The sequence below is a fragment of the Methylobacterium sp. WL6 genome, from assembly GCF_008040095.1.
GTDB lineage: Bacteria > Pseudomonadota > Alphaproteobacteria > Rhizobiales > Beijerinckiaceae > Methylobacterium.
On the sequence record NZ_VRVH01000678.1, the window covers coordinates 1 to 549 of the forward strand.

Annotated in this window: 1 protein-coding gene; it reads right to left on the reverse strand. The window is 76.5% G+C overall.

The genetic code is table 11. The features are described from left to right. Positions 1-549 (reverse strand): CobD/CbiB family cobalamin biosynthesis protein (locus FV230_RS29145; RefSeq protein ID WP_147844819.1); only part of this gene is annotated, 549 nt, incomplete at both ends.

Sequence of the window (549 nt, forward strand, 5' to 3'; positions counted from 1 at the left end):
GTGGCGGCCGGCGTCGCGCCGGATCGCGCGCCAAGCGCCGCCCGGCGAGGCGCCGTGATGGATCGCGGCGGCGGCGACGATCAGCAGGGCGGTGAGCCGCGAGGCGGGCAGGTTCACGAGGTCGTCGAGCCGGGCCGAAGCCCAGCCGAAGGCCTCGTGGCGCGGGGTGCGGTGGCCGATCATGCTGTCGGCGGTGTTGATCGCCTTGTAGAGCGCGCCGCCCGGCAGGCCGCCGAGCCCGATCCAGAAGGCCGGCGCGACGATGCCGTCGGAGAAGTTCTCCGACAGGCTCTCGATCGCGGCGCGGCAGATCCCGGCTTCGTCCAGCGTCTCGGGATCGCGCCCGACGATCATCGACACCGCGCGCCGGCCGCCCGGCAGACCCTCGCCGCGCAGCCCCTCCGCGACCCGGGCGACGTGCTGGTACAGGCTGCGCTGGGCCGGCAGGCTGGCGCAGAGGAGGGCGATGAGCGCGATCGCCGGGAGCGGGCCGGCCAGCCCCGCCGCGAGGGTGAGACCGAGGGCGGTCGCGCCGACGCCGGCGAGGAG